This is a genomic window from Rhodococcus sp. HM1, assembly GCF_023218075.1.
Taxonomy (GTDB): domain Bacteria; phylum Actinomycetota; class Actinomycetes; order Mycobacteriales; family Mycobacteriaceae; genus Rhodococcus.
Genome location: NZ_JALPTB010000063.1, coordinates 1 through 25512, shown reverse-complemented (window position 1 = coordinate 25512; position 25512 = coordinate 1). Strand labels below are relative to the sequence as shown.

Below are 25512 nucleotides of genomic sequence, written 5' to 3'. Positions count from 1 at the left end.
AAACCGTGGAGTTGGTTTAAGGTTCCCCTCGAAGCTACATGTGATCGGCACCACATATACGAGGAGAGCGGACCATGCTGAAGGGCTTCAAGGATTTCCTACTGAGAGGCAATGTCCTCGACCTCGCCGTCGCGGTGGTCGTGGGCACCGCGTTCGTGGCCATCGTGACGGCCTTCACCGAATACATCATCAACCCGCTCATCGCTGCCATCGGCGGCGACAACGACATGGGCTGGGGCTTCCAGATCCTTGCGAACAACCCGGCCACGTTCGTGAACATCGGCGCGGTCATCTCCGCGGCGATCAACTTCGTCATCATCGCGGCGGTCGTGTACTTCGTGCTCATCGTTCCGGCGAATGCGGCCAAGAAGCGGTTCGCGACGGAGAAGTCCGACGAGAAGGCCAGCGCGGAGGACCTGCTCATCCAGATCCGCGACATTCTCGAGGCGCAGGCGGGTCACGCCGGTGCGCACGCGAAGGATGCTCCAAAGCCGTGAGCCTTTCAGAATCCGAACGGGCCGAGCACGAAAAGGACTGGGCCCCTCGGAATTCCGAGGGGCCCAGCCTTGTTCGGCGGTTGCCGGACTGCCGTTGTCAGACGGTCCAAGCCTTGCCGTAGGTGGTGACGTTGTCGCCGTTCGCGGTGATGACGCGGACGAACGGACGGACCTGGACGGAGCCGAGGACGCCGGAGGCCACACCGTGGACGTTGGCGAACTGGACGGTCTTGTAATCACCGTCGAACTCGCCCTCGGCGACGACGAGTTCCTCGATACCCGGAGCCGGGCTCAGGGAGAGCTCGGCGCTGGCCTGCGGCAGGATGCTGTCGATGCCGGCTTCGGCGTACGGGCCGTCGGCATCGGCGCCGACGATCGCCTCGAGGCCCGGGGTGGAGTAGCTGACACCGATGGAGCCATCGATGCTGCCGGCCCACGCGAACTGGTAGCCGAACTGGAACGTGGTGCCCTCGGCGTCGGCAGCGCCCTCGCCGATCAGGTTCGCGGTGCCGCGACCGTTGTGGAAGAACTCACGGTTGAACGGGCTGCCACCGAGCGCGGGAACACCGGTGATGTTGGTGTCTTCCTGGGTCACGACGACCTCGAGGCCGTCGGAGATGATGCGGTTCTGGTCGTCGACAGCGGCCTGCGCGGTGCCGGTCGCACCCAGGACGAGGCCGAGAACGGCGGCACCGGACACGGCGGCGTTACGGGCGGCCTTGAAGCCACGCGACTTGATTCCCATGATTACTCCGTATTTCGTGGTGGGGATGTACTGCGAGGTGTGGCTGATGCCGGACTAGATGGTCCAGACCTTGCCGTAGGTGGTGACGTTGTCGCCGTTCGCCGTGATCACACGAACGAACGGACGAACCTGCACCGGGCCGATGACGCCGGTGGCGGCACCGGACACATTGGCGATCTGGACTTCCTTGAAGTCGCCGTTGAATTCACCCTCGGCAACGACGAGCTCCTCGATGCCCGGGGCCGCAGTCAACGCCACACCCGCGTTCGCCTGCGGCAGGATGCTGTCGACCACGTTCTTCTGCGTCTTGGGCACGTACGTGTACGCAGGGATGGGCTCGCCGTTCGCGTCCAGCACCTCGTTGCCGAGGCCATCCCTGATGAAGATCGGGTCTCCGTTGGCCTCCGTGGCGGCGACGTAGTTGCCGGTCGTGGTCACTGCGAGATCCGGCGAGTTCCAGCTCACACCGATCGAGCCGTCGATCGCGGCAGACCACGCGAACTGGTAGCCGAATTGGAAGGTGGAGTCCTCGAAGTCGGCAGCGTCGGGGCCGACGATGTTGGCGACGCCGACACCGTTGTGGAACCACTGACGGCTCAGCGGGCTGCCGCCGATCGGAGGCACACCCTGAATGAACGTGTCCTTCTGGGTAACGATCACCTCGTTACCGGCGGACACGATCCGGTTCTGGTCGTCGACGTCGGCGCTGGCCACACCCGACGATCCGAGGACCAGACCAGCCACGGCGGCACCGGCCACCGCGGCGTTGCGGGCAGCCTTCAGGCCGCGTCGCGTCTGAATCTTCATGAATGCCTCATCCATTCTCTGCGTGCCGGGTTCAGCACCCGCGTCCGACAAGTTGTCGTGTCGCCCGCGAGGCATGTCACACCGAGCGCCGCCGAGGCAGATCCCCCGTCGATGCCGATGCGCACATCATCCGCACGGTAGCTGTGTTACCGATTCGTGATAAAAGACCCGGAATGATGCCCGGGTCTTTACTCTTTCGAACCTGTGCAGAGATTAGACGGTGACCTAAACGCGGGCAATGGCTACCCTCACATGCCCTGGCAGGAGGCGGTGCGGGGCCATTCCGGCAACGTTTCGGGAAAGTGAACGATAACAATCAGGTCACGGTATGACATCCGTCACGACAGGTGATCGGGTCGCAGGCCCTTCGCGGTCAGGGCAATTCAGACATAGACGCTGGTCGGGCCCTATCCGCAGGAGACCGGGGAGCCCGGGCGTCACAGCCGGACAGGATCGCATTCCTTGCGTACGCGCGCAGGATTCCCACCATGTGGCATTTGCGAATGTTTCGGAAAGGTTTCGCAAAGGCGAATCCGAGTTGAAGTCCGACCCGACACGGAAATGGACGAGTGTCCGAGATCACACTTTGCCGTGGTGTGGAGGGACCTGTCTGCGGAGCCATTCGTCGGATTCCGACCGCTCTTCGCCCGGCTCCCGCTCGTCTCGCGTCGTCTCCGGCAGCACCTCTCCGAAGATGCGCGCGAGCCGAGCCCGGTCGATCCGACCCTTCCTACCTGGGGTTTCACCCTTCTTTTCACCCCGGGTGGTGTCCTTACCGGTGTCGGCGCCCTCTACTTCGTCGGCCACAACGGTCACTCCTCCAGCCGCGACAGTTCCTGGATGACGTGCGCGGCCAGCGGCGTCAGGGTCGCCATGCCGTCGCGGATCGCAGCACGCGAGGAGGCAAGGTTCGCCACGAGCGTCGAGCCGGACACGCCGACCAGCCCCCGCGACAGCCCGGCATCGAGGGCACCGGCCGACAGTCCCGACGACCGCAACGCCTCGCTGATGCCCTTCAACTCGTGATCGAGGACTTCCTCCGTCGCGTCGGGCGTCACGTCGCGCGGCGACACCCCGGTACCGCCGACCGACACCACCAGGTCGACGCCACCGATCACCGCGGTGTTGAGCGCGTTGCGGATCTCGACCTCGTCGGCCGCGACCGTCACGACGCCGTCGACGACGAAGCCCCCTTCCTGCAGCAGCTCCGTCACCAGCGGGCCTGCGGAATCGGGATTGTCTCCGTGCGCAACACGATCGTCGACGATCACGACGAGTGCACGGCCGGTCCTGGGCGCTTCGAGTTCCATGGATCCCACGGTAGTTCCCAAGTCGAGGAGAAGAGCGGTATCGGTCACCGGCGGCCTGTCGTACACCGTCAGCGCTCCTCGGCGGCGACGAGCTGCACGTCGACGCTCTTCTCGTTCTTGCCCTGGGCATCGGTGTAGGTGATGCGGACGGTGTCGCCGGGCGCATGGGACCGGATCGCCGCGATGAGTGAATCCCCGTCGGTGACGAGCCGGTCGTCGACCTTCGTGATGATCGAGCCCCGCGGGATGCCGGCCTTCTCCGCCGGGCCACCCGCGGTGACCTCCATGACGGTCGCGCCGCGCGCGTTGTCCTGCGACGGCACCTGCACACCGATGATGGCGTGGGTCGCCGAACCGTTGTCGATGAGTTCCTGCGCGATCCGGCGAGCCTGATCGATGGGGATGGCAAAGCCCAGACCGATGGATCCGGACTGCCCTCCGGATGTGGCGATGGCCGTGTTGATACCGACCAGCTGACCGTCCATGTTCACGAGGGCACCGCCGGAGTTACCGGGGTTGATGGCGGCGTCGGTCTGGATGGCGTCGATCACGGTGTTCTGGTTACCCGTCTCCCCGCTGGTGGACACCGGCCGGTCCAGGGCGGACACGATGCCGGACGTCACAGTGCTCTCGAGGCCGAGCGGCGAACCCACCGCGACGACGGCCTGTCCGACCTGCAGCCCGTCGGACGAGCCGAGCTCGATCGGGGTCAGGTCCGTGCGACCCTCGGCGCGTACGACCGCGAGGTCCGAGATGGGATCGGCACCGACGACCGTGGCCGGCGCGGAACTGCCGTCCGCGAAATACACGGTCAGTTGCGCGCCCGGGCCGCCCCCGGCGGCGACGTGGTTGTTGGTGAGGATGAGCCCGTCGGACGAGAGGATCACGCCCGAGCCCTCCCCCTGCGTGGTGCGTCCGACGATTCCGATCCGAACGACGCTGGGCACGACCTTCTGCGCGACCGCCTGCACCGATCCGGCCGGCGCGTTCGCGATCGTCGTGGTTTCCGGTTTCGATGCGTCGAGCGAGTTGACGACCGCCGGTGCGTCGTTGTTGCCCACCGCCAGCGCACCGACGACCCCGCCGACACCGCCGCTGAGCAGGGCCAACGCAATCGCGCCCGCGGCCAGTACACCCCGGCCGGGTCGAGCGGGCTGCTGGTGCCCCGCCTGATGGGGAGGCTGGGCTGTGAACCCGGGCTGCGGAATACCGGGGTGTGGCGTGCCCGGCTGGTGCGGTCCCTGCTGCGGGGTCGCGCCGAGGGGTTCGGTCCGACCGTATCCCTGGTATGGGGTGGTCGGCGGCTGGTACGGCTGTCCAGGGTTCTGGTCGTCGCTCATCTCGTCCCCGTTCGTCCAACTTCCGGATTCCTACATATTCCAGATTGGACCCGATCGCTGAGAAGTCACTTAGAAGACGCAAAGGAATTTGCTGTCAGTCCCCTGCGGAATAGCTGTCAGGAACCTCGTCCGACAGTTCGGGGGTTCCCGGCAGCACGATGCGGATCAGCGCACCGCCGCGCGAGGACCGGTCGACCGCGATCGTGCCCCCGTGTTTCATCACCACCTGTCGCACGATCGCCAGGCCCAGCCCGGAGCCGGGCATCGAACGCGCGGTGGTCGCCCGGTAGAACCGTTCGAACACGAGCTCGCGTTCCTCCTCGGGGATGCCCGGGCCGGCGTCGTCGACGGTCAGTTCCATCAGGCCCGTGCCGATCTGACGCATCCCCACGAGCACCTCGGCGCCCGACGGGCTCCACTTCGCGGCATTGTCGAGGACGTTGAGGACGGCGCGCGACAACGTCGCATGATCGCCGTACACGAACCACGGTTCGGTGGTCGCGGTGAAGTCGATCTCGGTGCGGCGACGCCGGGCCCGTTCCAGGCTGCGTTCGACGACGTCGGCGATGTCGACGGGCTCGAACACCGTCTCCGGGGCGTCCTCGCGGGCCAGGTCCACCAGGTCGCCGACCAGTGTCGACAGTTCCTCGATCTGCGCGATCACGTCTTCACGCAGTTCGGCCATGTCCTCGTCCGGCAGCTGCGGCGCCCCGGGCCGGCTCGCCGCGATGAGCAGTTCCATGTTGGTGCGCAGCGACGTCAACGGGGTCTTCAGTTCGTGCCCGGCGTCGGCGACGAGGCGGCTCTGCCGTTCCCGGGACTCGGCCAGCGCCCGCAACATCGTGTTGAAGCTCTCCGTCAGGCGGGCGAGTTCGTCGTGACCGGTCACCCGGATGGGTCGCAGGTCGTCGGTGCGGGCGACGCGTTCGGCGGCGGCCGTGAGCCGCGCGACCGGTCTCAGGCCGGTGCGGCCCACGGTCGCGCCACCCGCGGCGGCCAGCACGACCCCGCAGCCGCCGACGACGAACAGCACGCTGGCCAGGCGATTGAGGATCTGCGCGGTCGGTTCGAGGCGTTGGGCGATGACGACGGTGCTGCCGTCGGGGATGCGCTGCGCGAGCACCCGCTGCTGCGACACCGTCCGCAGCGACGATTCGGCCTTGCCTTCCGCGACCGCGAGTTCGGGTTCGCCGATCGGCACCGTCGAACCCGGCGGCACGTACCGGCCGAGATCCGGATAGATGAGCGCGACGCTGATGACGGAGCTGTAGAGCTTGGCGCCGCCGATGTAGCGGGGGTCGTAGGTGATGAGGGTGCTGGACTCGACGAGGGCGGACGCACGCGCCCGCAACTGCTGGTCCACGTCCGAATACAACGCCCGCGCGACGACCGCGTACGCGGCGATGGACGTCACGGCCACCGCGAGCGCGACCGCGCCCGCGGCCAGCAGCGTCACCCGGACACGCAGGGGCACCGAGCTGGTCAGCAGCATCGGAGGGCGCATGGGTCGCTTCACCGCGACCGCCCGTCGCAGATCGCGGTGGCCTCGCGCCCGATCACGGCGGCGTCTCGCGCAGGACGTAGCCGACCCCGCGAACCGTGTGGATCAGACGCGGCTCACCCTCGGCCTCCGTCTTGCGACGCAGATACCCGACGTACACCTCGAGGGCGTTGCCGGAGGTCGGGAAGTCGTAGCCCCACACCTCCTCGAGGATGCGGCTGCGGGTGAGGACCCGGCGCGGGTTCGCCATGAGCATCTCCATCAGGGCGAACTCGGTACGGGTCAGGCTGATCGATCGGTTGCCGCGGGTGACCTCGCGGGTCTCCGGGTTCAGCGTCAGGTCCTCGAAGCTCAGCGTCTCCTCGGTGGTGCGGCTCGGGTCGGGCCCCGCACGCCGCAGCAGCGCGCGCAGTCGCGCGAGCAGTTCCTCGAGCGCGAACGGTTTCGGCAGGTAGTCGTCGGCGCCCGCGTCGAGCCCGGCGACCCGCTCGGACACCGAGTCCCGGGCGGTGAGCACGAGGATCGGCAGGTCGTCGCCGGTGCTGCGCAGTCGACGGCACACCTCGAGCCCGTCGACGCGCGGCATCATCACGTCCAGCACCATCGCGTCGGGCCGGCTCACCATGACCTGATCGAGGGCGTCCTGCCCGTCGGTGGCCAGGTCGACGGTGTAGCCGTTGAAACTGAGGGATCGACGCAGCGACTCCCGCACTGCTCGATCGTCGTCGACCACCAGAATCCGCATGCCCACCAGTGTGGCCCGAACCGGCTGAGAACTCGCTGAGAGGTGTCAGTCCTCGCGTGGCACCCGCGCCTGCGGCAGGCTCCAGCCACGCCACAGGGCGAGCAGTCGCAGACCGGTCGCGAGGACGGTACCGAGCACCAGCGCGATGTTCTGTCCGAAGCCCAGCTCGCGGGCAGCGACGAGAACCGCGGAGCCGAGCAGCGCCGGGATCGCGTAGAGGTCGCGATGCAGCAGCAGCGGCACCTCGTTGACGAGGACGTCGCGCAGGATGCCACCGCCGATCGCGGAGGTCGCGCCGATCAGCGCAGCCGCGAGGGGTTGCGCTCCGGCCTCGATGGCGATGGTCGCGCCGGTCGTCGCGAACAGGCCCATGCCCAGCGCGTCGAGCACGAGGATCTCCCGGTTCAGCTTCGACACCACCGTGTGCAGGTAGAACACGAGGACCGACGCGGCGAGTGCCGATCCCAGGTACCGCCAGTTGCTCAGCGACGACGGCGGGTGGATGTCGAGCAGCAGGTCGCGGACGATACCGCCGCCGACCGCCGTGAACACCCCGACCAGGCATACCCCGAACAGATCGAGCCGCTTGACGACACCGACGAGCGCACCCGACATCGCGAACGCCACGATGCCCACGAGCTCGAGGATTTTCAGAAGCACCCGGTAACCATCCCATCCCCCCGCACCTCCGGGATCAGGTCGACGCGGGTGCCGTCACCCGGGGGCGCGGGGGTCGATCAGAGGTCGCGCGGATCGAGGAGGCCGCGGGCCACCGCGCGCACCAGCCGTCGGGGCACGCGGTGGGTCACCCCGCCGACGCTGACCGGGACCAGCTCGGGTGCCTGCGTGTTCCACCGGGACCGCCGGGCGCGGGTATTCGACCGGGACATCCGGCGCTTCGGAACTGCCATGTCTTCCTCCGTCTCAGGCGCGGCGCTGCCGCTTTCCGTACTTGCGTTCGAACTTCTCGACCCGTCCCGCGGCGTCGAGCACCCGCGCGGTTCCCGTCCAGAACGGGTGCGACTCGCTCGTGACGTCGACGACCACCAGCGGGTAGGTGTTGCCGTCGGACCATTCGACGGTCCGGTCCGAGGTGAGAGTCGAGCGCGTCAGGAACGTCGATCCGGTATTCGCGTCCTGGAACACGACCGGGTGGTAGTCGGGGTGGAGGCCGGTTTTCATGCCTGTCCTTCTTTCCTCGGTGCTGACGGTTCGATCGCGAAGTCCTCGCAGGGCTCGCGGTGGTAGTCGCCGAACGGGTCTTCCCAGGTGGTCCAGCTCGCGGGGTCGGCGAACTCGGCATCCGTGAGCAGTGCCGCATGCAGCGCACCCAGAATCTCGTCGGGGTCGGCGTCGTGAACGAGGACGACGAGTGAGCTGTCGCGGTCGCCGTAGTTGTCGTCCCAGCGCAGCGCGGCCATGGCCCGTCGCGTCGCGGGCACGCGTTCCTGCTGGTCCGGGGTCATCGACACGAGCCACGGCCCGGCATGCGCGACCCGCAGGCCGCCACCGGCGGACTCGAGCAACAGCGCGTTGCCCGGTTGGGTGGCAACCCATGCGCGACCTCGCGCCCGTACGACCCCGTCGAGGAGCACGTCGATCGCCTCGTGCAGCCGCTGCGGATGGAACGGCCGGGCCGCGGTGAATTCGAGGAGTCGCACTCCCCACTCCTCCCCGAGCGGCGGTTGCCCGCGCAGCAGTGGGGCGTGTGCGTCGTCCACGCGCCCGCGACGCGCGGTCGCCGGGACCTGCGCAAGCAGGGCTTCGACGTCGGGCCGGTCCGTCCAAGCGAGGGGCGCACCGGGTGCGAGGCGGGCGAGCACGGCCTGCAGCCGGGCCTGCTGCCGGTCGTCTGCGCCGGGTGCCACTACGAGTGCGTCGGCGAACTCGACCTGACCCACGACGACCTGCGAGACCGTGCGGTCGTCGTCGGTGCCGGGCCGCAGGTCGACGTCGCCGGTGGCGTCGTCGAGCCAGGTCCGTCCGTCGATACAGGTCACGACGGCCTCGACGCGCACGTCGCGGGCGGCAGGCCCGTCGATCTGCCCGACCACCCCGGCGACCACGACGTGTTCGACCGCCCAGCACAGCGCCTCAGGTTCGAGCTGCGGATCGAGGTGCAGGACGATCCTGTCGACGGTGCTGCGGGTGTGGAGGCGGCGTAGCAGCGGCAGGAGATCTTCGCGCAGGGTGCAGGAGACGCAGCCGTGGGCGAGTTCGAGGACGTCGAGTTGTTCGCTGTCGTCGGTCGTGAGGGTGCGCCGCAGGACGCCTTCGTCGAGGTGATCGAGGTCGTGGTGTACGACGACGGTGCCGGGCCGCAGCAGTGCTCGTGCGGCGCGGTGGGTCGGACCGCGCAGGCCGGACACGACGATCAGCGGTGTCCTGGTGTCCACCGAATCCACCTTTCGATAACGATTGTCATTAGCTATGCGGCAGCGTACAGTCGGGCAGGCCATTTGTCGAAAATGATTGTCGTTACGCTCAGCGTGTCGGCGAGGAAGGACACATCGTGTCGGCGCACTGCCAGGTCACCGGACGCGCTCCCGGCTTCGGGAAGACCGTCTCCCACTCCCACGTCCGAACGAACCGCCGCTGGAAGCCGAACATCCAGCGCAAGACGTACTTCGTGCCCTCGGAAGGCCGGCGCGTCACCCTCACCGTCTCCGCGAAGGGCATCAAGACCGTCGACCGCGACGGCATCGACGCAGTCGTCGCCCGGCTGCGAGCACGGGGAGTGCAGCTCTGATGGCCCGCAACGAGATCCGCCCCATCGTCAAACTCCGCTCCACCGGCGGCACCGGATACACCTACGTCACCCGCAAGAACCGCCGCAACGACCCCGACCGTCTCGTCCTGCGCAAATTCGACCCGGTGCTGCGCCGGCACGTCGACTTCCGCGAGGAGAAATAGCGCGTGGCCAAGAAATCGAAGATCGCTCGCAACGAGCAGCGCAAGCTCGTCGTCGCCAGCTACGCGCAGCGTCGCGCCGAACTGAAGGACGTCGTCAGGCGGCCGTCGAGCACCGACGACGAACGCCGCGCCGCGCAGGCCGCACTGCAGAGACTGCCCCGGGACGCGAGTCCGGTAAGATTGCGCAATCGAGACGCTGCGGACGGCCGCCCGCGCGGCCACCTGCGAAAGTTCGGGCTCTCACGCGTGCGTGTGCGCGAGCTCGCCCACCGCGGGGAATTACCCGGCGTCCACAAGTCGAGCTGGTGAGGAGCACCGAATGGCAGTCAGGCGAGGACCGTCCAAGAAGGCACGCGCGCAGGAGAGCCGCCGCCCCAAGAAGAACCCGCTCTTCGCGGCGAAGATCGAGTACGTCGACTACAAGGATGTGAACCTGCTCCGCACGTTCATCTCCGACCGCGGCAAGATCCGCAGCCGTCGCGTCACCGGCCTGACCCCGCAGCAGCAGCGTCAGGTTGCCGTCGCGGTGAAGAACGCCCGCGAGATGGCACTGCTCCCCTACGTCAGCAGCAAGTAGGACAGCATTCCGACGCCGCCCCGTCCAGATTCGGACGGGGCGGCGTCGTCGTTCCCGGGCACGAGTGTGCAGTTGTCGTCGACCTCCTGAATCCGCCTGGCATCCGACGACCATTTGTGCACACTCGCCCCGAATTCGGGCACGAAAAATCGGACGACAATAGGGGTGGGCGCCGTCTACGGTCCGTCGCGGTACACCGACGACCGAGGAGGAAGCAGCAGTCATGTCCGAGTTCCCGCTCTCACTGAGCGGTCAGCCCATCGTCCGGCTGTGGGCGCACGAGCACGAGATCGAACCGCAGGCCTTGGCCCAGCTGCGCAACATCGCGCGGCTCGACCCGGTGCGCATTGTCGCGGTCATGCCCGACGTGCACCTCGGCAAGGGCGCCACCGTCGGCTCGGTCATCGCCATGCACGACGCGGTGGCGCCGGCGGCGGTCGGCGTGGACATCGGCTGCGGGGTCGCCGCGGTGAAGACATCGCTGACCGCGGCCGACCTGCCCGGCGATCTCGGTCCCCTGCGCGCGGCGATCGAGAAGGCCATCCCCGTCGGCTTCTCCGTCCACAAGAGCCCGGTCGAGACCCGACGGCTCGGCGGGACGATCGAGAGCCGGTCCGCCCGGCTGTGGGAGCGCTCGAAGGAACTGCGCGCCCCGGTTGCGCGTGCACTGGCCAAGGCACCGTGCGCGGTCGGCACCCTCGGCGGCGGCAACCACTTCATCGAGTTGTGCCTCGACGCCGACGACGCGGTGTGGCTGACGCTGCACTCCGGGTCGCGCAACATCGGCAAGGAACTGGCCGAACGCCACATCAGCGTCGCCAAGCACCTGCCGCACAACCGCGACCTTCCCGACCGCGACCTGGCCTACTTTCTCGCCGGGTCCCCCGAGATGGACGCGTACCTGTTCGATCTGCGCTGGGCCCAGGACTACGCGGCCCTGTCCCGCGCGGTGATGGTCGCGCTGTTCCGCGACGTGGTGACCGAGGCGTTTCCGCAGGTGCGGTTCACCGACGAGATCAACGTCCACCACAACTATGTCGGGACCGAGACCGTCGACGGAGTCGAGTACGTCGTCACCCGCAAGGGCGCGATCCGGGCCGGCTCCGGCGACCTGGCGCTGATTCCCGGATCGATGGGGACCGGCTCGTACGTGGTGCGCGGCCTCGGCAACCCGCGGTCGCTGTACTCGGCGTCGCACGGGGCAGGCCGCCGGATGAGCCGGGGCGCCGCGAAGCGCGCCTTCACCGTCGACGATCTGCGTGCCCAGACCGCCGGAGTCGAATGCCGTAAGGATTCCGGTGTGGTCGACGAGATCCCGGGTGCCTACAAGGACCTGAACGAGGTGATCGCGGCGCAGGACAACCTCGTCGAGGTGGTGACCCACCTGCGTACGGTTCTGTGTGTGAAGGGCTGAAATCCGGGCGGACACCGGGTGTGACCTGGGTCATCGGGGTGTGATCTCTAGACTCGGCCGTCGTGTCTGGCGTGGTTGCGGGGTTCAGTGTCATCTTCGTGATCATCGCGATCGGATTCGTCCTCGGCCGCACCGGAACGCTCGGTCCCGAGGGTCAGGTGGTGCTCAGCCGCCTGGTGTTCTTCGTCGCGACCCCGGCGCTGCTGTTCGACGCACTCGCCACCTCCGATCTTTCGGTCATCTTCTCCCCCACGCTGTACGTCGCCGCAGCTACCGCGTTCACGATCGCCGCGTTGTACCTGGTGATCGCAAAACTGTGGCTGCGGCGACCGCTGCCGGAACTCACCATCGGGGCGCTCGCCGCGTCGTACGTGAACTCCGCGAATCTGGGCATTCCGATCGCGGTGTTCGTCCTCGGCGACGCGTCGTTCGTCGCGCCGCTACTGCTGTTCCAGATCGTGCTGTTCTCCCCGATCGCGCTCACGATCCTGGACCTGTCGACGATGCGGGCCGGTGCGTCCCGCATGGAGACCGTGACCGCGCCGTTCAAGAACCCGATCGTGCTGGCCGGCGCAGCGGGCCTGATCGTCGCGGTCACCGGGGTGACGCTGCCCGCCGCCGTGCAGCAACCGTTCCACCTGCTCGGCGGCGCGTCCGTCCCGGGGGCACTGCTCGCGTTCGGGTTGTCCCTGCAGGGAGTGAAGGTCCTCGAGAAGGGCCAGAGCCCGCGCCGCGACGTCGCGCTCGCCTCGGTCCTCAAGATCGGTGTGCAGCCGGTGCTCGCGTATCTCATGGCGCGCTACCTGCTCGGGCTCGACGGTCACGAGTTGTTCGCGATCGTCGTGGTCGCGACCCTGCCGACCGCGCAGAACGTGTTCGTCTACGCGAGCCGCTACGGCCGCGGGATGGTGCTGGCCCGCGACGCAGCACTCGTGACCACCCTCGCATCGATCCCCGCCATCGGCCTCGTCGCCCTCCTGCTCGCATGAGGGCGAATAACGTGGGGTCCGTGCGTCTGCCGTCGATCCTCGCCTGCGCCCTGACGCTTGCCGCGTGCGCTGCCGGCGACGCCGACGCGCCGCCGCTGCCGCAGGCGCCGACGCCCGCCGGGGCGACCGTGTTCACCGCACGCCCCGACCTGCTCGACCCGCATCCCGTGGCGATCACGTCGTGGTCTCCGGCGGGCGACGGCATCGCCGTGCACTTCGAAACCGGAACGCCCGAGTGCTACGGCGTCGACGCGACCCTGACCGAAACCGACAGCGCGGTCGCGGTCGCGCTGGAAGGCGGAACGCTCCCGGAGGCCGCGGACCGCATGTGCATCCAGATCGCCGTGACCGGCGTCCTCGAACTGCCGCTGCGGGCACCGCTCGCCGGCCGCACCGTGACGGCCGGTTGAGCCGTGCCTTCCATATCCCGCCACTGGCTGATCCACCTGTGCACCGCGACGGCGCTGCTGCACGCCGCGTTCCAGTCCGTCCGCGTGCTGGTGTCCTATCGGGTGCTCGCGCTCGGCGGGGACGCCACCACCATCGGCGCGATCACCGCGCTGTACGCGATCGTGCCGCTCGTCGCCGCCGTCCAGTTCGGACGGGCGGTGGATCGACATCACGCCGCGGGCATCCTGCGTTCGGGTGTCGTCCTGACGACGGCCGGTGTCGCGGTGATCGCCCTGAGCCCGAACCTGCCGGTGCTCGGCGTCGGCAACGTCGTACTCGGGCTGGGCCAGCTGCTGGTCACCGTGTCGGGACAAGCTTTCGTGTCGATCCTGTCGCCACCGGACCGCCTCGACCGCGGCTTCGCCTGGCTCACCCTCGGGGTGTCGGTCGGGCAGGCCGCGGGCGTGCCCGTCGCCGGGGCGATCGCCGCGGCGGGCGGGGACGATCCGACGGCCGTGAACACCACCCCGGCGCTGCTGGTGATGACTGCGATCTCCGCGGTGGCGCTGCCGTTCGTCGTCGGACTGCGCGAATCCTCCGAGTCCGGACGCCGCAGCGGCGACGACGCACCGCAGTCGGTGCTGTCGATGCTGCGCACCCCCGGCATGAAACCGGCGATGCTGTCGAGTCTCGTGGTGCTCGCGGCCGTGGATCTGGTGGTCGCATACCTGCCGCTGCTCGGCGCCGAATTCGGGTTCGGGGTGCTGCTCGTGTCAGCTCTGCTCACCGCCCGCACGGTCGCGTCCATCGCGTCGCGCGCATTCTTGCCGTGGGCGTTGCGCCGGGTATCGCGTCGGGCGCTGCTGATCTCCGCGACCGCCGCGACGATAGTCCCCGTCGCGCTGATCCCACTCGTTCCGAATCCGTGGGTGATCGGTGCGCTTCTCGCGATCTGCGGCATGTTCTGGGGTGTCGGCCAGCCCCTGACGATGACGTGGGTGGTCCAGTTGGTCTCGGAGCAGGACCGCGCCTCCGCCCTCGCGGTCCGCCTGACCGGCAACCGCCTCGGTCAGGTCGCGGTCCCGCTCGCGGCCGGCGCGGTCGCGGGGGTGGCGGGCACGGCGTCGGTGTTCCTGGTGACCGCCGCCCTGCTGTCCGCCGCCGCCACCAGCACGTGGCGCGCGACCCGCGCCCGTGTGCCTTTCCGGCGGCCCTGACCGCCACAAAGGCACACCGGCGCGTCAGCGCCTCCGCGACCGCACGTAGTCGCCGACGACCGCCGCGCCCAGCCCGTCGAGATCGGGGGCGACGACTCGACCGCCGACGCGGCGCGCCATCCGGTCCACGATCCGGGCCAGGCCGGGATCGTCGCCGAGCCGGAAGATCGTGATCTGCGCACCCAGCCGCGCCAGATGGTCCAGTTCCCGGACGGTCAGCCCCAGGGTGCGGGGGCTCGGCGGGTAGTCGAACATCGCGTATCCCTCGGGTTCGATGTGCGCGGTCGGTTCCCCGTCGGTGACCACGAGCACCACCGGTTGCGCGTTCGAATGCCGACGCAGGTGCCGGCCGGCGAGCATCAGCGCATGATGCAGATTGGTGCCCTGCTCGTACACACCGTCCAGGCCCGCCAGCTCCGTCGGGGTGACCACACGCGCGTGCCGCCCGAACGCGATCAGCTGCAGCGCATCTCCGCGGAACCGCGTCGACACCAGGTGGTTCAGGGCCAGCGCGGTGCGTTTCATCGGCACCCAGCGACCGTCCATCACCATCGAGAACGACGTGTCCACCAGCAAAGCGACCGCCGCCTGCGCCCGCTGCTCGGTTTCGACGACCTCCACATCCGTGACCGCCATCCGCACCGGTACCCGGCCGGGATCGCGCAACGTCGCGTTGGTGAGTGTGCGTACCACGTCCCAGGATTCGGTGTCCCCGAATTCCCACGGCCGCGACGCCCCGGTCGGTTCACCCATCGCACCGGCGCGACGCGTCTCGCGCTGCCCGCCCCGCGACGACAACCGGTTCATCACGTCCCGCAGCGCGGTCTGCCCGAGCTGACGCATCGCCTTCGGCGACAGCCGCCACTGCCCGTCCGCGCCGCGGTCGAAGAAACCCTGCCGTTGCAGTTCCTTCTCCAGATCGGCGAGGGTGCGCGCGTCGGCGGCGGCCTCGTCGCCGAGCTGCCGTGCGAGCATGTCCAGATCGATGTCGTCGAGGGCGGCACCCGCATACTGCTGCGACAGTTGTTCGGCGAGCGCGTCGAGTTCGGCGATGTCCTGCAACGCCCCGGTGGCTTCGCCCAGACCCATCCCCTGGTCGCCGCGGAACCGTTCGGACCCGGACCAGTCCTCGCCGGGCCGCGCGGCCTGCAGGTGCGCGTCGAGCCGGTTCAGCTGCTGCATCAGCGACGGCGTCCCGAACGCCTGCTGCGCGAGCGCATCCAGTTCGTCGCGCTGCTCCTGCGTCATCGAGTTGCGCAGCCGCTGCGCCGCCGCCGCACGCTGCGCCAGCGAATCGAGCAGTTCCTCGACGTTGCGCGGGTTCTCCGGGAAGAAGTCGCCGTGCTCGGCCATGAACTGCTCGAAGTCCTCGGGCGTGTCCTCGCCGCGAGAGTGCTTGTCCAGCAGGTCGTTCAGGTCCTCCAGCATCTCGTTGACGCGGCGCCGGTCCTCGTCGGTGGCACCCTCGAGCGCCTGTTTCATCCCGGCGAAGCGCTGATCGAGGACCTCCCGCCCGAGCAGGTCGCGGATCTTCTCGTAGTCCTCCCGCGCCTCGGAACTGCGCCAGTCGTAGTCGGCGAGTTCCTGCACGGCCTGCGCGGTCGACGACGGGAGTTCCTCGATCCGCATCTCCGCGAACCGCGCATCGTCGTCGAGGGCACGCGCGAGTTCCTTGCGTTCGGCGAGCACCGCGCGATCGAGCAACTCGCGCACCTCCCTCAGGGTGCCGTCGAGATTGGTGCGGTTCAACAACTCCCGCTTGCGCCGGTTCGCCTGCGCCGCAAGCTGATCCAGACCTCGGATGTTGCCACGCCCGCGGCGCAGCAACTCCCGGAGCGCCCGCCGCGGTGAACTGCCCGCGAGCACGTCGTCACCGATCGCGGCGAGCGCGTCGCGCAGATCCACCGGCGCCGCCAGCGGATCACCGCCGTCGTACGGCCCGTACTGCGCGCCTCTGCTCATCGCGAGTACACCGCGGTTCCGTCGTCGGCGTCGTGCTTGGCGATGCGCCGGGCCAGATAGAGACCTTCGAGAGCGAACTCGACTGCGGCGGCGCGGGTTCCGATATCGTCGGCGCCGAGCCGGTCGGCGACGACGTCGAGCACCGGAAGCTCCGGCAGCTCGTCGAGCAGCACCTTCGCCGTGATCCGGTCCCCGGTCGTGACCGGGCGCCCGTGCTCGATCGCCTCGACGAGGGTCGCCAGGTCGACACCGGCGAGCCGCTCCCGCGCGGTGTCCGCGGTCGCGCGGCGAAGCAGGTGTTCGAGCACCTCGAATTCGCGTCCCTCCTCACCGGATTCGAATTCGACCTTGCCGCGCAGCACCTCCACCACGGTGCCGAGGTCCACGGGCCGGGCGACCGGGTCGTCCTCCCCGAGAACGGCGCCGCGGTGCATGGCCGCGGCCGCGACCGTCTCCGCCCCCGCAACCGCGAAGCGCGCGGACACCCCGGACCGCTGATCGATCGACGTCGATTCGCGCAGCAGCCGGGTGAAGCGGGCCAGCACCTCGAGCAGGAAATCCGGAACCCGCGCCTGCAGTACGGCTTCCTGCTCGATCACCGCGATCTCGTCGTCGAGTTCGACCGGGTAGTGGGTGCGGATCTCCGCGCCGAACCGGTCCTTGAGCGGGGTGATGATGCGACCGCGGTTGGTGTAGTCCTCCGGGTTGGCGCTGGCGACGAGAAGCACGTCCAGCGGCAGCCGCAGCGTGTAGCCGCGAACCTGGATGTCGCGCTCCTCCATGACGTTCAGCAACGACACCTGGATGCGTTCGGCCAGGTCGGGCAGTTCGTTGATCGCGACGATGCCGCGGTGCGCGCGCGGCACCAGCCCGAAGTGGATCGTTTCGGGGTCGCCGAGACTGCGGCCTTCCGCGACCTTCACCGGGTCCACGTCGCCGACGAGGTCGGCGACGGACGTGTCCGGGGTAGCGAGCTTCTCGGCGTACCGCAGCGACCGGTGCCGCCAGTCGACGGGCAGGTCGTCGCCCAGTTCGGCGGCTCGACGGATCGACGCCGGGGTGATGGGTTCGTAGGGATGTTCGCCCAGTTCGGACCCGGCGATCACTGGGGTCCATTCGTCGAGCAGCAACGGCAGCGTCCGCAGCAGCCGGGTCTTGCCCTGTCCGCGCTCGCCGAGCAGAACCACGTCGTGGCCGGCGAGCAGGGCCCGTTCGAGTTGCGGGACGACGGTGTCGTCGAATCCGACGATGCCGGGCCACGGGTCGATGCCGTCGCGCAGGGCGGCGAGGAGGTTCTGCCGGATCTCGTCCTTGACCGATCGCTGCACGTGCCCTGACGCGCGCAGCTCACCGAGGGTGGACGGCCTGGTTGTGGTTGACGTCACCTCACCCAAGGTACGAGGATCCGCCGGATTCGGCATCTGCTCGCGGCGAGCCTCTCGCGTGCGCAACCGTTTCCCGTCCGCACCGCCCTACACTCGGGCCGTGGAGATCTGGATCCTCGCGGCGTTGCTCGGCCTCGGCCTGGCGGCCGCCACCGGCCTGCGCACCTTCCTGCCGCTGCTGATGCTCAGCGCCGCCGTCCACTTCGGATGGTTCGGGATCGTCCTGAACGAGTCGATGCAGTGGATCGGCTCGTCCGCCGCTCTGATCGCGCTGGCGATCGCGACCGTCGTGGAGGTCGTCGCGGATCTCGTCCCGCTGGTCGACAACGCGATGTCGGCGATCGGCACCGTCACCCGGCCGGTCGCGGGTGCGGTCGCGGCGTGGGCCGCGTTCGCCAACCTCGATCCGGCGATGGCGGCGATCGCGGGCATCGTCATCGGGGCCCCGACCGCGCTGGCGGTGAGCACCGCGCAGACGGGCACCCGCGCGGTGAGTACGGCGACGACGGCGGGTCTCGGGAACCCGGTGATGTCGGTGATCGACAGCGTCACCTCGTTCGTGACGTCGCTGATCTCGATGGTGCTGCCGCTGCTGGTCATCCCGTTGCTCGCGCTGCTCACGTGGTTCGGATACCGCGGCTACCGCCGCTTCCGCCGCGTCCGCGGAGCGTTCACGAGGCCGGCCGCGTAGATCCGCGCCCATCGCATGCACATCGAACACCGCATGCACATCGAACACCGCATGCACGTCGAACACCGCATGCACATCGAACACGCCGGCGACACAGCCCTCCGGTGGCCGCGACGTCCGGAACTTCTGATAGACACATGTCATGTCGGAAACCGAGATCACCTTCACCAGCGGCGACGTGACGCTGTACGGCAGCCTGCGAGTACCCGCTCTCGGTGACACCCCGGTTCCGGCCGTGCTGCTGCTGGCCGGCAGCGGCCCGACCGACCGCAACGGCGACAGCGCGCTGCTGCCCGGCCCGATCGGCACCCTCCGCCACCTCGCGGACATCCTCGAGATCAACGGGTTCGCGAGCCTGCGCTACGACAAGCTCGGCAGCGGCCTGACCGGGCTCGGCCCGTACGCGGTCGAGGACGTCGCCGACCTCGGCTTCTCCACGTTCATCGACGCCGCCCGCGACGGCCTGCAGTTCCTCGCGGACCAGCCCGGCGTCGACCCCGAGCGCGTGTACGTCGTCGGGCACAGCGAGGGCGCGCTCATCGCCCTGTCGCTCGCGCACGCCGGTGAGCGGGTCGCGGGTCTGGCCCTGCTCGAACCGCTGGCGGTCCGTCTGCTGGACCTGCTGACCGCCCAGATCGACGCGCAGCTCGACGCGGTCGTCGCGGCCGGTCAGCTGGCCGTCCAGGTCGCCGACGAACTGCGTGTCGCGCTCACCGGGGCGGTGGAGTCGCTGCGCGCCGACGGCACCCTCAGCGACCGCCTGCCCGAGCCGCTGCGCAACGCAGGCCTGGTCCCGACGAACGCGAAGGCGCTCGCCGAGGAGGACTCGCTGGATCCGCGCATGCTCGCCGCACAGATCGACAGCGCACTGCCGGTGCTCACCAGCGTCTCCGACAAGGACATCCAGCTGCGCGTCGAGGACGTCGACGCTCTCGACGAAGCGCTCGTGCACACCAAGCTGACGTCGTTGCGGCTGCGCAACGCCAACCACGTGCTCAAGGACATCGGCGACCAGCAGTCCACCGGCGCCGATTACATCGCCGACCTGCCGTATTCGACGGAGTTCACCGACGGATTCGTGGCCTGGCTGCGGGGTCTGTGACCTCACCGCACGAAAATTGGGGATGTAAAACTCTCGTCATTGGGGTATGGTTCCCCGTTAACCCGCTGGATACTCGAGAAAGGTACGGTCCGATGCAGCATCGCAAGCGCACATATCGATTCGTACCCGAGTTCCACTTCCACTGCGCCGCAAGGCGATCCCGGGAATAGAGTCACATCCGACTCGCTTCTCGGGCACCCCAGGCACATCGCCTCGGGTGCCCTTTCTTATCCCCATTCTTTTCGAAGCAAGGAGAACCACATGAAGTTGCGACTGGGAGCCACCGGCTCCGTCCCGAAGGACCTGCCCACCGATCTGACCGGGCACGCCATCACGATCGACCTGCGCCACGTCGACGCCGAGAAGGGCGCACTGGCCGCCGATCTCATCCGCGAACTGCTCGACCGCGGTGCCGCCCGGCTCGTCATCTCCGACGGCCGCGGCACCACCGACATCGAGGCGCCCCACCGACCGGAAACCGCCCACCCGTACGCGGCCTGACGTCAGGTCGTCGTCGGGTGGGCGGCTGCCCCGGGTCGGGGTGCGCTCAGTGCGCGAAGTGGCGTGCGCCCGTCAGGTAGAGGGTGATGCCGGCCTCGCGGGCGGCCTCGATCACCTCGTTGTCACGGACCGATCCACCCGGCTGCACGACGGCCTTGACGCCGGCCTCCGTGAGGACCTGCAGGCCGTCCGCGAACGGGAAGAACGCGTCCGACGCGGCGACGGATCCGACGACACGATCGCCCGCGCGGGTGACCGCGAGACGCGCCGAGTCGACCCGGTTGACCTGGCCCATCCCGACACCGACGGTCGCGCCGCCGGAAGCCAGCAGGATCGCGTTGGACTTCACGGCACGGCAGGCGCGCCACGCGAACTCCAGGTCGGCGAGGGTCTGCTCGTCGGCGGCGTCGCCGCACGCGAGCTCCCAGTTCGCGGCGTTGTCGCCGTCCGCGGTGAGCAGGTCACGCTCCTGCAGCAGCAGGCCACCGGAGATCTGACGCAGCTCGATCTGCGCGGACTTCGGGGAGTCGGCCCGCAGGATGCGGATGTTCTTCTTGCGGGCGAGCACCTCGACGGCACCGGCGGCGTACGACGGGGCGATGATCACCTCGGTGAAGATCTCGGCGACCTGCTCGGCCATCTCGACGCTGACCTCGCGGTTGACGGCGATGACCCCACCGAACGCGGACACCGGGTCACACTCGTGCGCCTTGCGGTGCGCCTCGGCGACCGTGTTGGCGACGGCGATACCGCACGGGTTGGCGTGCTTGATGATCGCGACGCACGGCCGGTCGTGGTCGTGCGCGGCGCGCCACGCGGCGTCGGCGTCCTGGTAGTTGTTGTACGACATTTCCTTGCCGTGGAACTGTTCGGCCTGCGCCAGACCCGGCTCGCCGCCCTCGTTCACGTACAGCGCGGCCGCCTGATGCGGGTTCTCGCCGTACCGCAGCACGTTCGCGCGCGTCCAGGTCGCGCCCGCCCACGCCGGGAACTTGCTGTCGTCGCCGTCCGCTGTGACATCCCCCGTCGCTTCGCTCGCCCCGGTGGCGTAGCCGCTGTTCATCCAGCTCGCGACCGCGACGTCGTAGGCGGCGGTGTGCTGGAACGCCTGCGCCGCGAGGGCCTTGCGCTCGGGCAGGGTGAACCCGCCGGCCTTCACCGCGTCGATGACCGCGTCGTAACGGGCCGGATCGACGACCACGGCGACGGACGGGTGGTTCTTCGCGGCGGCACGCACCATCGACGGGCCGCCGATGTCGATCTGCTCGACGCACTCGTCGGGGGTCGCGCCCGAGGCGACGGTCTGCGTGAACGGGTACAGGTTGACGATCACCAGCTCGAACGCCTCGATGCCGAGGTCCTTGATCTGGTCGAGGTGGTCCTGCTTGCGGGTGTCGGCGAGGATGCCGGCGTGCACGCGCGGGTGCAGCGTCTTGACGCGGCCCTCGAGGCACTCGGGGAAGCCGGTGAGCTCCTCGACCTTGGTAACGGGGATTCCGGCGCCGGCGATGGTCGCGGCCGTGGAGCCGGTGGAGACCAGTTCGACCCCGGCCTGGTGCAGCCCGGTCGCGAGTTCGACCAGTCCGGTCTTGTCGTACACGCTGACCAGTGCGCGGCGCACAGTCTTACGTTCGGTCACTGGGGATCACGGCCTTTCGTCCATCGGATACAACTCCACGGGTTGCGACAGCGGCGACCACCTCGGCCAGCAACCGTCGTTCCACAACTTTGATGCGCTCGTGCAGGGTGTCCTCGTCGTCGTCCTCGAGGACCGGCACGGGTTCCTGCGCCAGGATCGGCCCGGTGTCCACGCCGCCGTCGACCAGGTGCACGGTCGACCCGGTGACCTTCACGCCGTAGGCGAGGGCGTCGGGGACGGCGTGCGCGCCGGGGAATGCGGGCAGCAGAGCCGGGTGCGTGTTGATGATGCGGCCGCCGAAGCGTTCGAGGAACGCGGGGCCGAGGATCTTCATGAAGCCCGCCGACACCACCAGGTCCGGCTCGTGCGCCGCGACGGCGTCGGTGAGCGCGACGTCCCAGGCGGCACGGTCGGCGTGGTCGCGCAACGCGACCCGGAAACCGGGGATGTCCGCCTCGCCGGCATGGTCGAGGGCTTTGCAGTCGCGGTCGACGCCGACTGCGACGATCCGGGCCGGGTAACCGTCGGTGCGGGTGGCGTCGATCAACGACCGCAGCAGGCTGCCGGTACCTGAGGCGAGTACGACGACCCGCGCCGGCGCGGTCGGCGGCAACTGGTCACGCGAGGCAGTCAGCGCTCTACTCCTGGACTCGAAGAGGGGTCGGCCGGACCATCGGCCGTCTAGAGCCTAGTCGCTGGTGTTCCGGGTACCTTTCGCGAGGTCCCCGTCGTCGGCTTCGTCGTCGATCTCGGCGTCGACGACGTCGGGTTCCTCGATGTCCTTCGCGTCGGGTTTCGACTCGGGCTCCTCATCGTCGTCGACCACCTCCGCATCGACCACCTCGGTGTCGTCCTCGACGTCCTCGATGTCGGTGTCCTCGTCTCCGTCTTCGTCCTCGGCATCCACGGATTCGGCGTCTCCGGCGGGCGCGGCTTCGAGTGCCTTCGGTTCCTCGAGCTCACCGGCAGCGGCGTCCTCCCCGGACTCGCCGTCCTCGTCGGAGTCGTCCTCCGTTTCGTCCGGCTCGGCGGACTCCTCCGCCTCGGCCGCGCGCGCAGCCTCGGCTTCGGCGGCGGCCAGCTTGCCTTCCCGCCACAGCAACAGCTGCGCGGTGATGATCCCCAGCAGACCCGACCACGCGAACATCAGGACCCCGGCGAGCCACCAGTTGCCGCCGACCACCCCGAAGAACCCGAGCCGCCCACCGGCCGCCCAGGTCGCGAGCGCGGTGACGACACCGGCTTCGGCGGAGGCCGCCAGCACGGTCAGGGCCCCGTCGCTGCTGGAGACGTACTCGCCGCGCGCCTGCGCCTCGAGGTTGCGTTTGGCGACGTACCGGCCGAGCAGTGCGCCGATCGTGGCGGGCACCGCGAGCGCGACCGGCCAGAAGGACGGTGCCGGGCCCGGCGGGATCGCGGCCAGCACCGGCAGCGCCGGCAGGTCACCGCCGGACGCCTCGAACAGGCTCAGCCGGACCTCGCCGAACTCGACGGTGCTGCCGGCCAGGACCGCGGCCGCACCGATCATCACGTTGGGCAGATACAGGATCGAGATGACCAGCAGGCCGAGGACGCCCATCCAGTTCCCGCCGCGGGCGAGGAGCTCCCCGACGCTCTGCCACGACCAGAGCATCCCGACGACGGTGAGCAGCCCGCCCATCGCGAACATGCCGAGCACCGCCCGGGTTGCGGGCCGGACCGAGTCGACCAGCCATTCGGGGACTGCGTACCGGTCGCAGAGCGGACGCCACATCCTCGACCCGACGCCGAGCAGCGACGACAGCAGATACAGCCCGGTCACCCACGCCAGGGATTGCGCCGGGTCCGGCATCGAGACGGGCAGCACGCTCGAGGCGTCCTGGATGACGACGAGCGCGGTGACCGTCACGGCGAGCGGTCCGGCCAGTGTCGCGGCGGTGATCCGCGCGGCGTCGCGGCCGTCGAGGGCATACCCGCTGTGCAGGACCATCGCGTCCGCGGCCGACGCGCACGAGCGGGCGGACAGCCACACCAGCACCGCGGTGGGCAGCAGCGGCAGCACGCCGAGCGCGGTGCCGTCGATGGTAAGGGTGACCTGGTGCAGGCCGAGCCAGGCACCTGCGGTCGCCGCGTACACGCCGGTGAGGTCGCTGCTCGCGGCGACGAGCGTCGTCACGACGACCGTCACGAGCAGCGCCATCGTCACGGCCGGTACGCGTGCCGCCGTGCCGAGCAGAATGCGGAATTGCTCCGGATCCGGCGAATCCTGATTCGTGGGGAGGCGGGAGTTCCGGCCTAGCGTCGATGTCATCGAGACGAGGGTGTCACCGACCGCGAGCGGTTGCGATCAGGCGCGCCGCAACGGTTGCGATCAGGCGCACCCCGCCGAGTCGTCGAACATGTCACCGTTGCTCGTCGTTCGGCTTCAGCACCTGGGTGGCGTCGTCCGGCGGCGGCGAGACCACGGTGGCGTCCTGGTCGTCCGGTGCCGGCGACAGGACAGTGGCGTCGTTGTCGGACGGGCGGGCCAGTTCGGTGTCGTCGTCGTGGCTCGGCTCCGGCGCACCCCCGGTCGGATACTGCTGCGGCCCGGTCGGATACTGCTGCGATCCGATCGGATATTGCTGGGACGGGGTCGGCTGGGACGGGAACTGCTGCGTCCCGTACGGCTGACTCGAATACTGCTGACCGGTGTACTGCTGGCTCGGGTACTGGCCCGTGTACTGCTGACCGGTGTACTGCTGGCTCGGGTACTGGCCGCTGTAGTGCTGCGGAGACTGCGCGCCGTACTGCTGGCCGGTGTACTGCTGGCTCTGGGGCTGCCCGCCGTACTGCTGCGGAAACTGCCCGGCCGGCTGGGGACTCCCCGGCTGAGGACTCCCCTGCTGCCCGTACCCACTGGGCTGCGGGAACTGGGACTGCGCCGGGTACGCCGCGGACCGTCCCGACCGCGCCGCGGGGACGAGCACACCGATCCCGAACAGCAACGCGACCACGGCCACCGCGGTCTGCAGGAACCCGAACACGAAGATGGCGACGCCGCCCCACGCGATACCGGAATCGTCGGGCAACTGGAACCACTGGAAGACCGACGTCACGAATCCGACCGCCGATGCGGCCAGCGCGACGCCCCGTAGATCCTGACCGGGCAGCAACGACAGCGCCGCGCAGAATCCGCCGAGCAGCAGCAACGCCAACGGCACCACCGCGAATCCGAATTCGAACGCGGACAGCGCGACGTGCCCACCGAATTCGATCCGCATGTAGGGCGCGAGACCCAACAGGAAATTCACCACACCGAGTACCGCGACCGCCACCGGCAACAGCACCGGCACGAGCTTGGCCGACGGCCCACCACCACTCCGATCCGGGGTCTGGCTCGCTGGGAATGTCATCGATCCTCCTGCGGTCGTCGGGTGCACTCGGTGTCTTCCGGATGCACTGGAAACAGCGTATGCACCGATCGACACAATGGGAGGCATGCCGAACACACTCGCGCCCGGACGGGACGTGGTCGTGGAGACGGAGGTCAAGCACTCGCGCTTCCTCGCCGCCCTGCGCCGGGTCGAATCCGCTGCCGACGCCGCCGCGTTCACCGACGAGCAACGCCGTCTGTACCCGGATGCGCGGCATCACTGCTGGGCGTTCGTCGTCGGCGACGAACCGGCCTCGCGGGCCGAGCGGTCCAGTGACGACGGAGAGCCCGGCGGCACCGCGGGCGTCCCGATGCTGCAGGTGCTGCACCACCGCGACGTGGTGAACGTGGCGGTGGTCGTGACCCGCTGGTTCGGGGGGATCAAACTGGGGG

Annotated in this window: 30 protein-coding genes; 13 read left to right on the top strand and 17 right to left on the bottom strand. The window is 69.1% G+C overall.

The features are described 5' to 3' along the window. The first annotated feature begins 74 nt into the window (after positions 1-74). A complete protein-coding gene (mscL, locus tag M1M07_RS25565) occupies positions 75-497 on the top strand; it encodes a large conductance mechanosensitive channel protein MscL (RefSeq protein WP_197252450.1) in 423 nt (140 codons plus the stop codon). A 97-nt stretch (positions 498-594) separates the two neighbouring features. Here mscL and M1M07_RS25560 read toward each other — a convergent pair whose 3' ends face one another. The 11 genes from M1M07_RS25560 to M1M07_RS25510 form a co-directional block, all read right to left on the bottom strand. Next, positions 595-1242 carry an MspA family porin gene (locus tag M1M07_RS25560; RefSeq protein WP_197252451.1) on the bottom strand — a complete coding sequence of 216 codons (648 nt, stop codon included), beginning with the start codon at positions 1240-1242 and terminating at the stop codon, positions 595-597. Between the two features lie 54 nt (positions 1243-1296). Next, entirely contained in the window at positions 1297-2049 is a 753-nt protein-coding gene (locus tag M1M07_RS25555) for an MspA family porin (RefSeq protein ID WP_248675970.1), read from the bottom strand. Positions 2050-2628: 579 nt separating this feature from the next. After that, positions 2629-2856 (bottom strand): hypothetical protein, encoded by a 228-nt coding sequence (locus M1M07_RS25550; RefSeq protein WP_248675969.1) that lies wholly within the window; start codon positions 2854-2856, stop codon positions 2629-2631. Positions 2857-2861: 5 nt separating this feature from the next. Further along, a complete protein-coding gene (locus M1M07_RS25545; protein WP_197252453.1) occupies positions 2862-3359 on the bottom strand; it encodes a molybdenum cofactor biosynthesis protein B in 498 nt (165 codons plus the stop codon). Positions 3360-3427: 68 nt separating this feature from the next. Beyond that, on the bottom strand, positions 3428-4699 hold the full coding sequence (locus M1M07_RS25540) for a S1C family serine protease (RefSeq protein WP_248675968.1): 1272 nt from the start codon (positions 4697-4699) through the stop codon (positions 3428-3430). A gap of 94 nt (positions 4700-4793) precedes the next feature. Further along, a complete protein-coding gene (locus M1M07_RS25535) occupies positions 4794-6203 on the bottom strand; it encodes a HAMP domain-containing sensor histidine kinase (protein ID WP_197252454.1) in 1410 nt (469 codons plus the stop codon). A gap of 52 nt (positions 6204-6255) precedes the next feature. Further along, complete coding sequence (locus M1M07_RS25530; protein WP_231610610.1) at positions 6256-6945, bottom strand: response regulator transcription factor; 690 nt, start codon at positions 6943-6945, stop codon at positions 6256-6258. 45 nt (positions 6946-6990) lie between these two features. Further along, on the bottom strand, positions 6991-7605 hold the full coding sequence (locus M1M07_RS25525) for a trimeric intracellular cation channel family protein (protein ID WP_248675967.1): 615 nt from the start codon (positions 7603-7605) through the stop codon (positions 6991-6993). A gap of 77 nt (positions 7606-7682) precedes the next feature. Then, positions 7683-7856: a 50S ribosomal protein L32 gene (gene rpmF, locus M1M07_RS25520; protein ID WP_197252457.1), complete on the bottom strand. Its 174-nt coding sequence runs from the start codon at positions 7854-7856 to the stop codon at positions 7683-7685. 13 nt (positions 7857-7869) lie between these two features. After that, positions 7870-8127, bottom strand: coding sequence for a type B 50S ribosomal protein L31 (locus M1M07_RS25515; RefSeq protein WP_197252458.1), 258 nt, complete (start codon positions 8125-8127; stop codon positions 7870-7872). Continuing rightward, entirely contained in the window at positions 8124-9341 is a 1218-nt protein-coding gene (locus M1M07_RS25510; protein ID WP_248675966.1) for a GTP-binding protein, read from the bottom strand. Before M1M07_RS25510 ends, M1M07_RS25515 begins: the two co-directional genes overlap by 4 nt. Before the next feature lie 116 nt (positions 9342-9457). On the opposite strand from M1M07_RS25510, the gene rpmB reads away from it, so the two are divergent. From rpmB to M1M07_RS25470, 8 genes are all read left to right on the top strand, one after another. Then, on the top strand, positions 9458-9694 hold the full coding sequence (gene rpmB / locus M1M07_RS25505) for a 50S ribosomal protein L28 (RefSeq protein ID WP_248675965.1): 237 nt from the start codon (positions 9458-9460) through the stop codon (positions 9692-9694). Then, positions 9694-9858, top strand: a complete 165-nt coding sequence (rpmG, locus tag M1M07_RS25500; RefSeq protein WP_248675964.1) for a 50S ribosomal protein L33 — start codon at positions 9694-9696, stop codon at positions 9856-9858. Before rpmB ends, rpmG begins: the two co-directional genes overlap by 1 nt. A gap of 3 nt (positions 9859-9861) precedes the next feature. After that, on the top strand, positions 9862-10167 hold the full coding sequence (rpsN, locus tag M1M07_RS25495; RefSeq protein ID WP_248675963.1) for a 30S ribosomal protein S14: 306 nt from the start codon (positions 9862-9864) through the stop codon (positions 10165-10167). 10 nt (positions 10168-10177) lie between these two features. Further along, positions 10178-10435 carry a 30S ribosomal protein S18 gene (rpsR, locus tag M1M07_RS25490; protein WP_068161411.1) on the top strand — a complete coding sequence of 86 codons (258 nt, stop codon included), beginning with the start codon at positions 10178-10180 and terminating at the stop codon, positions 10433-10435. A 223-nt stretch (positions 10436-10658) separates the two neighbouring features. Next, positions 10659-11849 carry an RtcB family protein gene (locus M1M07_RS25485; RefSeq protein ID WP_248675962.1) on the top strand — a complete coding sequence of 397 codons (1191 nt, stop codon included), beginning with the start codon at positions 10659-10661 and terminating at the stop codon, positions 11847-11849. 62 nt (positions 11850-11911) lie between these two features. Next, positions 11912-12838, top strand: a complete 927-nt coding sequence (locus M1M07_RS25480) for an AEC family transporter (protein WP_248675961.1) — start codon at positions 11912-11914, stop codon at positions 12836-12838. A 20-nt stretch (positions 12839-12858) separates the two neighbouring features. Then, the gene (locus M1M07_RS25475; protein ID WP_248675960.1) at positions 12859-13248 is read left to right on the top strand and encodes a hypothetical protein; all 390 of its coding nucleotides are present in this window, start codon (positions 12859-12861) and stop codon (positions 13246-13248) included. A 3-nt stretch (positions 13249-13251) separates the two neighbouring features. Further along, positions 13252-14445 carry an MFS transporter gene (locus M1M07_RS25470; protein WP_248675959.1) on the top strand — a complete coding sequence of 398 codons (1194 nt, stop codon included), beginning with the start codon at positions 13252-13254 and terminating at the stop codon, positions 14443-14445. A gap of 24 nt (positions 14446-14469) precedes the next feature. On the opposite strand, the gene M1M07_RS25465 is transcribed toward M1M07_RS25470, so the two are convergent. After that, positions 14470-16407, bottom strand: coding sequence for a VWA domain-containing protein (locus M1M07_RS25465; RefSeq protein WP_248675958.1), 1938 nt, complete (start codon positions 16405-16407; stop codon positions 14470-14472). Beyond that, positions 16404-17792 carry an ATP-binding protein gene (locus M1M07_RS25460; protein ID WP_248675957.1) on the bottom strand — a complete coding sequence of 463 codons (1389 nt, stop codon included), beginning with the start codon at positions 17790-17792 and terminating at the stop codon, positions 16404-16406. Before M1M07_RS25460 ends, M1M07_RS25465 begins: the two co-directional genes overlap by 4 nt. A 100-nt stretch (positions 17793-17892) precedes the next feature. Here M1M07_RS25460 and M1M07_RS25455 point away from each other — a divergent pair, with 100 nt between their 5' ends. From M1M07_RS25455 to M1M07_RS25445, 3 genes are all read left to right on the top strand, one after another. Next, positions 17893-18483, top strand: a complete 591-nt coding sequence (locus M1M07_RS25455) for a DUF4126 domain-containing protein (protein WP_197252469.1) — start codon at positions 17893-17895, stop codon at positions 18481-18483. A 142-nt stretch (positions 18484-18625) separates the two neighbouring features. Beyond that, positions 18626-19585 carry an alpha/beta hydrolase gene (locus M1M07_RS25450; RefSeq protein ID WP_197252470.1) on the top strand — a complete coding sequence of 320 codons (960 nt, stop codon included), beginning with the start codon at positions 18626-18628 and terminating at the stop codon, positions 19583-19585. Between the two features lie 261 nt (positions 19586-19846). Next, positions 19847-20086 (top strand): hypothetical protein, encoded by a 240-nt coding sequence (locus M1M07_RS25445; RefSeq protein ID WP_248675956.1) that lies wholly within the window; start codon positions 19847-19849, stop codon positions 20084-20086. 46 nt (positions 20087-20132) lie between these two features. Here M1M07_RS25445 and purH read toward each other — a convergent pair whose 3' ends face one another. The 4 genes from purH to M1M07_RS25425 all read right to left on the bottom strand — a co-directional run bounded on the left by purH (position 20133) and on the right by M1M07_RS25425 (position 25099). Continuing rightward, positions 20133-21725 carry a bifunctional phosphoribosylaminoimidazolecarboxamide formyltransferase/IMP cyclohydrolase gene (gene purH, locus M1M07_RS25440; RefSeq protein WP_248675955.1) on the bottom strand — a complete coding sequence of 531 codons (1593 nt, stop codon included), beginning with the start codon at positions 21723-21725 and terminating at the stop codon, positions 20133-20135. Then, positions 21712-22338 carry a phosphoribosylglycinamide formyltransferase gene (gene purN, locus M1M07_RS25435; RefSeq protein ID WP_231610614.1) on the bottom strand — a complete coding sequence of 209 codons (627 nt, stop codon included), beginning with the start codon at positions 22336-22338 and terminating at the stop codon, positions 21712-21714. Before purN ends, purH begins: the two co-directional genes overlap by 14 nt. Positions 22339-22413: 75 nt before the next feature. After that, positions 22414-24015, bottom strand: coding sequence for a DUF6350 family protein (locus M1M07_RS25430; RefSeq protein ID WP_248675954.1), 1602 nt, complete (start codon positions 24013-24015; stop codon positions 22414-22416). Positions 24016-24106: 91 nt separating this feature from the next. Then, on the bottom strand, positions 24107-25099 hold the full coding sequence (locus M1M07_RS25425; RefSeq protein ID WP_197252474.1) for a DUF5336 domain-containing protein: 993 nt from the start codon (positions 25097-25099) through the stop codon (positions 24107-24109). Positions 25100-25184: 85 nt separating this feature from the next. On the opposite strand from M1M07_RS25425, the gene M1M07_RS25420 reads away from it, so the two are divergent. Continuing rightward, on the top strand, positions 25185-25512 hold a 328-nt coding region (locus M1M07_RS25420), incomplete at its 3' end, for a YigZ family protein (protein WP_248675953.1).

Bases quoted from the DNA above. Each gene is read 5' to 3' on its own strand.
- M1M07_RS25445 (WP_248675956.1), top strand. From the start codon at position 19,847: ATGAAGTTGCGACTGGGAGCCACCGGCTCCGTCCCGAAGGACCTGCCC.
- M1M07_RS25560 (WP_197252451.1), bottom strand. From the start codon at position 1,242: ATGGGAATCAAGTCGCGTGGCTTCAAGGCCGCCCGTAACGCCGCCGTG.
- rpsR (WP_068161411.1), top strand. From the start codon at position 10,178: ATGGCAGTCAGGCGAGGACCGTCCAAGAAGGCACGCGCGCAGGAGAGC.
- rpmG (WP_248675964.1), top strand. From the start codon at position 9,694: ATGGCCCGCAACGAGATCCGCCCCATCGTCAAACTCCGCTCCACCGGC.
- M1M07_RS25540 (WP_248675968.1), bottom strand. From the start codon at position 4,699: ATGAGCGACGACCAGAACCCTGGACAGCCGTACCAGCCGCCGACCACC.
- M1M07_RS25530 (WP_231610610.1), bottom strand. From the start codon at position 6,945: ATGCGGATTCTGGTGGTCGACGACGATCGAGCAGTGCGGGAGTCGCTG.
- M1M07_RS25450 (WP_197252470.1), top strand. From the start codon at position 18,626: ATGTCGGAAACCGAGATCACCTTCACCAGCGGCGACGTGACGCTGTAC.
- M1M07_RS25465 (WP_248675958.1), bottom strand. From the start codon at position 16,407: ATGAGCAGAGGCGCGCAGTACGGGCCGTACGACGGCGGTGATCCGCTG.
- M1M07_RS25535 (WP_197252454.1), bottom strand. From the start codon at position 6,203: ATGCGCCCTCCGATGCTGCTGACCAGCTCGGTGCCCCTGCGTGTCCGG.
- M1M07_RS25485 (WP_248675962.1), top strand. From the start codon at position 10,659: ATGTCCGAGTTCCCGCTCTCACTGAGCGGTCAGCCCATCGTCCGGCTG.
- mscL (WP_197252450.1), top strand. From the start codon at position 75: ATGCTGAAGGGCTTCAAGGATTTCCTACTGAGAGGCAATGTCCTCGAC.
- M1M07_RS25430 (WP_248675954.1), bottom strand. From the start codon at position 24,015: ATGACATCGACGCTAGGCCGGAACTCCCGCCTCCCCACGAATCAGGAT.
- M1M07_RS25425 (WP_197252474.1), bottom strand. From the start codon at position 25,099: ATGACATTCCCAGCGAGCCAGACCCCGGATCGGAGTGGTGGTGGGCCG.
- M1M07_RS25555 (WP_248675970.1), bottom strand. From the start codon at position 2,049: ATGAAGATTCAGACGCGACGCGGCCTGAAGGCTGCCCGCAACGCCGCG.
- M1M07_RS25515 (WP_197252458.1), bottom strand. From the start codon at position 8,127: ATGAAAACCGGCCTCCACCCCGACTACCACCCGGTCGTGTTCCAGGAC.
- M1M07_RS25545 (WP_197252453.1), bottom strand. From the start codon at position 3,359: ATGGAACTCGAAGCGCCCAGGACCGGCCGTGCACTCGTCGTGATCGTC.
- rpmF (WP_197252457.1), bottom strand. From the start codon at position 7,856: ATGGCAGTTCCGAAGCGCCGGATGTCCCGGTCGAATACCCGCGCCCGG.